We start from the raw sequence: 9615 nt of genomic DNA, 5'->3' as shown, positions 1-9615 counted from the left end.
TTTGGAGCGGGAAACGAGACTCGAACTCGCGACCCCGACCTTGGCAAGGTCGTGCTCTACCAACTGAGCTATTCCCGCATAATCTTCGTCTTTCGAACCGCTACTGCGTTGGCTGCCTTCATTCGCCTGAGTCACTTACTTCAGTAAGCTCCTGAGTCTCATTCAGTTGCCGCCTTGTCGCAATTCGAAATCCTGCGATTGGTGGTCTGTGCTTAACAAGCACTTTCAAATTTTGGAGCGGGAAACGAGACTCGAACTCGCGACCCCGACCTTGGCAAGGTCGTGCTCTACCAACTGAGCTATTCCCGCAAATCTGTACTGCTTTTGTTGCTGCCGTAACGCGTAATTCTCTGTCGTTACGGGAGGCGCATTATACGAGAAATCCGTTTAGCTGCAACCCCCCTAAAAGCGATTTTCTTGTTTTTTCGTTTAAGTGCTGAATTTATCGGCAAGTCGTTTAATTTAGCGACAATCCTGACTTAGTGCAAGCTCGCAGGAACGATTTTCGTAGGCCGGGTAAGGCGCAGCCGCCACCCGGCAATCCACAAAATCAAAGCTTAATAAAATGTTCGCGATAGTAAGCAAGCTCAGCAACAGATTCACGAATGTCGTCCATCGCCTGATGCGTTCCCTGCTTGGTGAAGCCAGCCAGGATCTCCGGCTTCCAACGACGCGCCAGTTCTTTGAGCGTACTAACGTCAAGATAGCGATAATGGAAATACGCCTCCAGCTCCGGCATGTATTTAAACAGGAAACGACGATCCTGACCGATGCTGTTGCCACAGATGGGTGATTTCCCTTCCGGAACCCACTCTTTCAAAAAAGCCAGCGTGGCCAGTTCAGCTTCACGATCGCCCATGGTGCTCGCCTTCACGCGATCCACCAGCCCGCTACCGGTATGCGTACGTACGTTCCAGTCATCCATTAATGCCAACTGTTCGTCTGACTGGTGCACCGCAATTGTCGGTCCTTCAGCCAGAATATTCAGGTTGGCATCGGTCACCAGCGTGGCGATCTCAATAATGCGATCGCGCTCGGGATCCAGACCTGTCATTTCCAGATCGATCCAAATCAGGTTGTTTTCATTGGCACTCATGCTATTTTCCACCCTTCAGCGTCACATTCAGTGTGACTACATTGATCTAAAATTGTGTGTATCATAAATGTTTTGCCCATCATGGGCGACCAGGAGCCAGTCCGATTGAGTAAGAATAAACTCTCCAAAGGCCAACAGCGCCGTGTGAACGCCAATCACCAGCGTCGTCTGAAAACGTCCGCGGAGAAGCCAGACTACGACGACAACCTGTTTGGCGAAACCGCTGAAGGCATCGTTATCAGCCGTTTTGGCATGCATGCCGACGTAGAATCTGCTGACGGTGAGATTCACCGCTGCAACATCCGCAGAACAATTCGCTCGCTGGTTACCGGCGATCGCGTCGTCTGGCGCCCGGGTAAAGCGGCAGCAGAAGGCGTGAATGTCAAAGGCATCGTTGAGGCAGTACACGAGCGTACCTCGGTTCTGACACGCCCCGACTTTTACGACGGGGTAAAACCCATCGCCGCCAACATCAACCAGATCGTTATTGTCTCAGCCATCTTACCCGAGCTGTCACTCAATATTATCGACCGGTATCTGGTAGCCTGCGAAACGCTACACGTCGAACCGATTATCGTACTGAATAAAATCGATCTGCTGGATGACGAAGGCATGGCTTTCGTTAACGAACAGATGGATATCTATCGCAACATTGGCTATCGCGTGTTGATGGTATCAAGCCGCACTAAAGACGGCCTGAAGCCGCTTGAAGAAGCATTAACCGATCGTATCAGCATTTTTGCTGGTCAGTCGGGCGTGGGTAAATCGAGCCTGCTCAATAATCTTCTCGGCCTGCAGGAAGAGATCCTGACCAACGATGTCTCCGACAACTCCGGCCTTGGACAGCACACCACCACGGCCTCTCGCCTGTATCACTTCCCGCACGGCGGCGACGTTATCGACTCCCCTGGCGTACGTGAGTTCGGGCTGTGGCATCTGGAACCGGAACAAATCACGCATGGCTTTGTCGAATTCCATGACTACCTGGGCCATTGCAAATACCGCGACTGCAAGCATGATACCGATCCAGGCTGCGCTATCCGTGAGGCGGTAGAAAAAGGGACCATTGCCGAAACCCGGTTTGAAAATTATCACCGCATCCTGGAAAGCATGGCGCAGGTAAAAACGCGTAAAAACTTTTCTGATACAGACAACTGACAACTAAGCTAAGCATCGCTAGAATCGTCCCCCTTTTTTCAGGATCCGGCCCGTATGCCGGATCGGGAACAAATTATGGCCTGGAGGCTACCTTGTTAAACTCATTTAAGCTTTCGCTACAATACATTCTGCCGAAACTATGGCTCACTCGCCTGGCGGGTTGGGGTGCGAGCAAACGAGCGGGATGGCTGACTAAACTGGTTATCGATCTGTTCGTGAAATACTACAAGGTCGATATGAAAGAGGCGCAAAAGCCGGACACCGCCAGCTATCGCACCTTTAACGACTTCTTTGTTCGCCCGCTGCGCGACGACGTTCGCCCGATTAACACCGATCCAAACGTACTGGTCATGCCCGCTGACGGCGTGATTAACCAGTTAGGCAACATCGAAGAAGACAAGCTTCTGCAGGCTAAAGGGCACAGCTATACCCTTGAAGCCCTGCTGGCGGGCAACTACCAGATGGCGGACAAATTCCGCAACGGTACGTTTGTAACCACTTACTTGTCTCCACGCGATTACCACCGTGTACATATGCCGTGTAACGGTATCCTGCGTGAAATGATGTACGTGCCAGGCGATCTCTTCTCTGTAAACATCCTGACTGCGCAAAACGTTCCGAACCTGTTTGCACGCAATGAACGCGTAATCTGCCTGTTTGATACCGAATTTGGCCCGATGGTGCAGATTCTGGTCGGTGCGACCATCGTCGGCAGTATTGAAACCGCATGGGCTGGCACCATTACCCCACCGCGTGAAGGCGTCATCAAACGCTGGACCTGGCCGGAAGGCGAAAGCGAAGGGTCGGTGGCACTGTTGAAAGGTCAGGAAATGGGCCGCTTTAAGCTCGGTTCAACCGTCATCAACCTGTTCGCACCTGGCAAAGTTAATCTGGTTGAGCAGTTGCAGGACCTTTCAGTAACGAAAATCGGTCAGCCAATGGCCATCTCAACCGAGACTTTCGTGACGCCAGAGGCAGAACCGGCCCCGCTGGCGAAAGAAGAGATCGAAGCAGAACACGACGCCAGCCCGCTGGTTGACGACAAAAAAGACGAAAGTTAAACATAGGAATCGCTGCTGTGCGCCTGATTATCACGTTTCTGATGGCCTGGTGCCTCAGCCTGGGGGCGTACGCTGCGACGGCCCCCGATGCCAAACAACTCACCCAGGAACTGGAGCAGGCAAAGGCGGCAAAACCCGCTCAGCCAGAAACCGTCGAGGCGCTCCAGTCCGCGCTGAATGCCCTTGAGGAGCGTAAAGGCTCTCTTGAGCGTGCCCAGCAATATCAGCAGGTTATTGATAACTTCCCCAAGCTGTCCGCAACATTACGCGCGCAGCTTAGCAACCTGCGCGATGAACCGCGCAATGTGCCAACCGGACTCACTACCGATGCGTTAAACCAGGAGATCCTGCAGGTCAGCAGCCAACTGTTGGAAAAAAGTCGTCAGGCCCAACAGGAGCAGGACCGCGCCCGGGAAATCGCCGACTCATTAAGCCAACTTCCTCAACAGCAAACCGATGCCCGCCGCCAGCTAAATGAGCTTGAGCGACGCATTGGTACCGCCAACGGTAACTCCGCGCAAAATCAGGCGATGCAGGCTGAATCCGCCAAACTCAAAGCCCAGGTCGATGAGCTGGAGCTGGCGCAGCTTTCCGCCAATAACCGCCAGGAACTGGCGCGTATGCGTTCCGAACTGGCAGAAAAACAGAGTCAACAACTCGACGCTTACCTGCAGGCATTACGCAACCAACTTAACAGTCAGCGTCAGCGTGAAGCAGAGCGAGCGCTGGAAAGCACCGAACTGCTGGCGGAAAACAGCGCGGGACTGCCGGAAGGTATTGTCGATCAGTTCAAGGTTAACCGCGAGCTGTCTCAGGCCTTGAACCAGCAGGCGCAACGTATGGACCTGGTCGCCTCTCAGCAGCGTCAGGCTGCCAGCCAAACGCTGCAGGTCCGCCAGGCCTTGAATACGCTGCGAGAGCAGTCTCAGTGGCTTGGGGTCTCAAATATGCTGGGTGAAGCGCTACGAGCGCAGGTATCCCGTTTACCGGAAATGCCTAAGCCTCAGCAGTTGGATACCGAAATGGCGCAGCTTCGCGTACACCGCATGCGCTATGAGGACCTCCTCAACAAACAGCCGCAACTGCGTCAGATTCATCAGGCCGATGGACAACCGCTGACCGCTGAACAGAGCAGCATTCTCAACGCCCAGCTACGCACCCAGCGTGAACTGCTGAACTCTTTGTTACAGGGCGGCGATACGTTGATCCTTGAGCTGACCAAGCTCAAAGTCTCCAACAGCCAACTGGAAGATGCGCTAAAAGAGGTCAATGAAGCAACGCACCGCTATCTGTTCTGGACGTCAGACGTTAGCCCTATCTCGCTCTCCTGGCCTGTCGACATCGTTCAGGATCTACGGCGTCTGATCTCATTAGATACGTTTAATCAGTTAGGTAAAGCCAGCATCATGATGCTGACCAGCAAGGAAACGCTGCTACCTCTATTCGGTGCGCTGGTGCTGGTTGGATTTAGCCTCTACTCTCGCAAACACTTTACCCGTTTTCTGGAGCGCTCATCAGCGCGGGTCGGGAAAGTCACCCAGGACCATTTCTGGCTGACAATACGCACAGTGTTCTGGTCGATACTCGTCGCCTCGCCCTTGCCGGTACTGTGGGCAACGCTCGGTTACGGACTGCAGGAAGCCTGGCCTTATCCGTTGGCTGTTGCTATCGGCGATGGCGTAACCGCTACGGTGCCCATGCTGTGGGCGGTAATGATTTGCGCCACCTTTGCGCGCCCCAACGGTTTGTTCATTGCCCATTTCGGCTGGCCGCGAAACCGCGTCGCGAAAGCCATGCACTACTACCTGATGAGCATCGGGCTGATTGTCCCGTTGATCATGGCGGTGATTATGTTTGATAACCTCAATGACCGGGAATTCTCCGCCTCATTGGGACGTCTGTGCTTTATTCTGATTTGCGGTGCGTTAGCGGTCGTGACCCTGAGCCTGAAACGCGCCGGGATACCGCTATACCTCGATAAAGAGGGCAACAGCGATAACATGGTCAATAGCATGCTGTGGAATATGCTGATGGGCGCGCCGCTGATTGCTATTCTCGCCGCAGCAGTGGGTTATCTCGCCACGTCACAAGCCTTGCTGGCGCGTCTGGAAACGTCCGTGGCGATTTGGTTCTTATTACTGGTGGTGTATCACGTCATCCGCCGCTGGATGCTCATTCAGCGCCGCCGCCTGGCGTTTGACCGCGCTAAGCATCGACGCGCCGAAATGCTGGCGCAGCGCGCGCGGGGTGAGGAAGAACCACCGCATTCCACCAGCCTTGAAGGCGCGATTGATGTCGATGAAAGCGAAGTGGATTTGGATGCGATCAGCGCGCAATCGCTGCGCCTGGTGCGCTCTATCCTGATGCTTATCGCCCTGCTCTCGGTCATTGTGCTGTGGTCAGAAATTCATTCCGCTTTCGGCTTTCTGGAAAACATTTCGTTGTGGGATGTCACCTCCACGGTGCAGGGTGTGGAAAGCCTGGAGCCGATAACGCTGGGTGCGGTGCTCATCGCAATACTGGTATTTATTATCACCACCCAGCTAGTGCGCAACCTGCCCGCACTGCTGGAGCTGGCGCTTCTGCAACATCTGGATTTAACCCCCGGCACCGGTTACGCCATCACCACCATCACAAAGTATCTGCTGATGCTGATTGGCGGTCTGGTTGGCTTCTCGATGATCGGTATTGAATGGTCCAAACTGCAATGGCTGGTGGCGGCTCTCGGTGTTGGTCTGGGCTTTGGTTTGCAGGAGATCTTCGCCAACTTTATTTCCGGCCTGATTATCCTGTTTGAAAAACCAATCCGCATTGGCGACACGGTGACGATTCGCGATCTTACCGGTAGCGTGACGAAAATTAATACCCGCGCCACTACCATCAGCGACTGGGACCGCAAAGAGATCATCGTGCCCAATAAGGCCTTTATCACCGAGCAGTTCATCAACTGGTCGCTGTCCGATTCGGTCACCCGTGTGGTATTAACCATCCCGGCGCCATCGGAGGCTAACAGCGAGGAGGTTACGCAGATCTTACTGACTGCCGCACACCGTTGCTCGCTGGTTATCGATAACCCGGCGCCAGAAGTCTTCCTGGTTGACCTGCAGCAAGGGATTCAAATCTTCGAACTGCGTATTTATGCCGCTGAAATGGGGCATCGCATGCCGCTGCGCCACGAGATCCACCAACTGATTCTGGCTGGCTTCCGCGAGCACGGTATTGATATGCCGTTCCCACCGTTCCAGATGCGTCTGGAGAGCCTCGGCGGTAAGCAAACAGGGAGAACGTTAAGTTCTGCGGGCAGAGGCAGTCGCCCGGCGGGAAGTTTGTAGCGCATGATCCTGGCAAGAAATGCCAGATGGCGACCCGTTGGGTCTTATCCGGCCTACGAAGATGCCTCTTTGTCGGCCGGATTAGGCAGGTCGTTTATTCCACCGCCCACTCAGGATTGTTGGCCATGCGGCGGCTGTAGTTCTGATAAATCGCCATCGCCAGCAGCGAGAAGAAGATCGGGCCGCCGGTCATCCACAATGCGCTGTTCCAGTCCCCAGCTTCAATCACCGGCTGGATGATGGTGAACACGTTGGCAAACGTCACCACCAGTACGACCACGCCGGTTGCCAGTAACGTCGCTGCCCGGGTTTTAAAGACCACAAACGGTCTTTCCAAACCCACACGGGCTTTAAAGAACGGAAACGCCAGCGCGAGGAACAGATACGGCAGCGTCATCGAGACGTTCGCCATCAGGGTCAGTTTGTTATAGAACGCTGAAGCCGTATCGCCGCCAAACGAAACCAGCAGAATAAACAGGCTCACCAGCAGGCACTGCAACCACATTGCCGTCGTCGGCATCCCCACCGCATTCAGTTTGGTCATCGGCGCGGGCCACAGCGCCTTTGGCGTTCCCTGAATAATCGCTTTCAACGGCGAGTAGCTGAGCGTGAAAAAAGCGCCGGTATAGGCGAGGAACATAGAAAGCCCGGTGATACGCGCGAACCACACGCCCATCGCCATCGCAGTTTCAGGGGAAAGATGCAGCGCGTTACCTAACGTCATCCCGAGGCTTTTCATCAGGATATAGGTAATATTCCCGAGGTTAACCGAGCTATTGCTTAATACCTGCTGCCAGTTGGTGCTAACGCCCCATAAAAATATAGCCAGTGAATAACCGACAGAAATGACAATAGCGGCAAAGACAATTCCTTTCGCAAAGTTCTTTTCTGGCTTTTCTGTTTTATCAACTAATCCACCCACGGCTTCTATTCCGCCGTAAGCAAAAATGGCAAACACAACAAATGACAACATTGCCAGCCCGGACTGATATCCTGGGTTAGGCGAAGAGATAAAATTAATATCCTGTGCAAAGTGGCCACCAGTTAATAACAAAATGGCGACACTAACTAACAACAGAACTAAATTAAGACACATTACGGCAATTCCGCCTACAGCCGTAATACGAGCAATCTTATTAATTCCCCGGGATGCCACGCAGGTCACCAGAATCATCCAGCCGACGGCAAGCAGCCCCACGACCTGCGTAGGCTCAAGCCCCGCGATACGCCAGTGTTGCGTCATGTCTGCGCCAAATAAAAAGGTTGAAAAAGGTACCCAGACTTTCGCCGCGGTACTTACCATCCATATCACATAGGAAGAAAACCACATAAACGTGCCGATAAATGCATAGCGTGGCCCAACGCTATTATTCATCCACGAATAGATTCCGCCCTCTTCTTTGCGATAGGCCGATCCCATTTCCGCCATCATTAAAGCAAATGGGATAAAGAATAATAATGCAGAAAATATATACCACGGAATCGCGCTATACCCCATTAAATAGAACGCGGAGGGGCTATTAGCAAAACCGAAAACAGACGTAAATATCATGAGGATGAGACCAATCAGGCTCATCTTTTTTATTGTTTGGGTCATCAAACCATCCCTTACTCTGGCAAGCGTTTAACAAACGCCGCTCACCGATTGGCACTGATCTCTTTACAGAGTTCAGCGATAGAAAAATCAACACAGAATTGATACCTGAACGATACCAAATATCCAGGAGTAAATTGTGGCTATTAGAGGGGAAATGAAAAAATATGCTACAAAGTGGCTATTTTACCGCCACTTTGTATTACAGAAGCGTAAGTTATGCGCGATCGACGGTGAATGCGATAACCTCAGCCAGGCTCTCTGCGTCCAGCGCCAGCATCACCAGACGGTCAACGCCAAGCGCCACGCCAGAGCAATCCGGCATGCCCACTTTTAACGCTTCAAGCAGATTGGTATCAATAGGCTGCTGCGGCAAGCCACGAGCGGCACGTTTGCGGTTATCCTGTTCAAACCGTTGCTGCTGTTCGCGCGCGTCGGTCAGTTCATGGAAACCATTCGCCAGCTCAATACCTTTGTAGTAAACCTCGAAACGTTCAGCCACGCGATGATCTTCGGTGCTGATTTGTGCCAGTGATGCCTGGCTGGCCGGGAAATGATACACAAACGTCGGTTTGTCTTTACCAATATGCGGCTCAACGCCCATCGTAAACAGCAGCTGCAGCAAGGTGTCCCGGTCTTCTTCGGTATCTGCGATATTACTGAGATCCAGCTTCGCCGCCACTTCCCGCAGTTGGGTTTTATCCGCAGACAGCGGGTCTATCTCCAGATGACGCTGGAAGGCTTGCTGGTAAGAGAGGCTTTCCGCAGGCGAACAGTCCAGCACCTGCTGGAGCAAATCGTCCACCTCATTCATCAGCCGATACATATCGTAGTGCGGACGATACCACTCAAGCATGGTGAATTCAGGGTTATGATGGCGCCCCATCTCTTCATTACGGAAGCTGCGGCACAGTTGATACACCGGGCCGCACCCTGCCACCAGCAAGCGCTTCATATGGTATTCCGGGCTGGTCATTAAATAGAGATTCATTCCCTGGGAATGTCCAGGGCCGACGAAACGCGTTTCGAACGGGAACAGATGAATGTCCGTTACCGTTGCCTGACTCATACAAGGGGTCTCAACCTCAAGCACGCCACGATCGGCAAAAAAGCGGCGAATCTCCGCTATAATTGCAGCACGTTTTAACAGATTGGGGATGGACGCGCTCGGCTGCCAGGTTGCCGTTTCGCTCATGTTTGTTTCTCCGATTTAAGACAAGGGCACGAAGTCTACTCGTATCGCGTTAACGAGACAAATTTCGCGCAGCAGTAATCAGCGCTGGCAATAGGATAAAAAAAGCGACAGGGGGTGGTTTAGTAATTAAATTAATCAAATTCAATGATAATTCCCCCCTTAGATACGCTAAAAAAATC

The 9615-nt window shown here is 52.9% G+C and carries 6 protein-coding genes and 2 tRNA genes; 3 read left to right on the top strand and 5 right to left on the bottom strand.

What is annotated here, in order from left to right:
* Positions 1-2: 2 nt before the first annotated feature.
* From OGV77_RS05030 to orn, 3 genes are all read right to left on the bottom strand, one after another.
* Positions 3-78: transfer RNA gene (locus OGV77_RS05030), tRNA-Gly, on the bottom strand.
* Between the two features lie 155 nt (positions 79-233).
* Positions 234-309, bottom strand: a tRNA-Gly gene (locus tag OGV77_RS05025).
* Between the two features lie 241 nt (positions 310-550).
* On the bottom strand, positions 551-1096 hold the full coding sequence (gene orn / locus OGV77_RS05020; protein ID WP_016151407.1) for an oligoribonuclease: 546 nt from the start codon (positions 1094-1096) through the stop codon (positions 551-553).
* Positions 1097-1201: 105 nt separating this feature from the next.
* On the opposite strand from orn, the gene rsgA reads away from it, so the two are divergent.
* The 3 genes from rsgA (at position 1202) to mscM (ending at position 6647) form a co-directional block, all read left to right on the top strand.
* Positions 1202-2254, top strand: coding sequence for a small ribosomal subunit biogenesis GTPase RsgA (gene rsgA / locus OGV77_RS05015; protein WP_170928034.1), 1053 nt, complete (start codon positions 1202-1204; stop codon positions 2252-2254).
* Positions 2255-2346: 92 nt separating this feature from the next.
* Complete coding sequence (asd, locus tag OGV77_RS05010; RefSeq protein ID WP_016155504.1) at positions 2347-3315, top strand: archaetidylserine decarboxylase; 969 nt, start codon at positions 2347-2349, stop codon at positions 3313-3315.
* Between the two features lie 17 nt (positions 3316-3332).
* Positions 3333-6647 carry a miniconductance mechanosensitive channel MscM gene (gene mscM / locus OGV77_RS05005; protein WP_047406746.1) on the top strand — a complete coding sequence of 1105 codons (3315 nt, stop codon included), beginning with the start codon at positions 3333-3335 and terminating at the stop codon, positions 6645-6647.
* Between the two features lie 94 nt (positions 6648-6741).
* On the opposite strand, the gene yjeM is transcribed toward mscM, so the two are convergent.
* Positions 6742-8244: a glutamate/gamma-aminobutyrate family transporter YjeM gene (yjeM, locus tag OGV77_RS05000; protein ID WP_087051470.1), complete on the bottom strand. Its 1503-nt coding sequence runs from the start codon at positions 8242-8244 to the stop codon at positions 6742-6744.
* Between the two features lie 214 nt (positions 8245-8458).
* Positions 8459-9436: an elongation factor P--(R)-beta-lysine ligase gene (gene epmA, locus OGV77_RS04995; RefSeq protein ID WP_043018161.1), complete on the bottom strand. Its 978-nt coding sequence runs from the start codon at positions 9434-9436 to the stop codon at positions 8459-8461.
* Positions 9437-9615 lie beyond the last annotated feature (179 nt).

Source organism: Citrobacter sp. Ce129 (genome assembly GCF_030334545.1).
Classification (GTDB): domain Bacteria; phylum Pseudomonadota; class Gammaproteobacteria; order Enterobacterales; family Enterobacteriaceae; genus Citrobacter; species Citrobacter europaeus.
Note: the sequence above shows the minus strand (reverse complement) of the source record. Positions and strands in the feature narration are given on the sequence as shown.

Excerpts from the sequence above, each read along its gene's own strand:
- orn (WP_016151407.1), bottom strand. The coding sequence starts at position 1,096 with ATGAGTGCCAATGAAAACAACCTGATTTGGATCGATCTGGAAATGACA.
- epmA (WP_043018161.1), bottom strand. The coding sequence starts at position 9,436 with ATGAGCGAAACGGCAACCTGGCAGCCGAGCGCGTCCATCCCCAATCTG.
- yjeM (WP_087051470.1), bottom strand. The coding sequence starts at position 8,244 with ATGACCCAAACAATAAAAAAGATGAGCCTGATTGGTCTCATCCTCATG.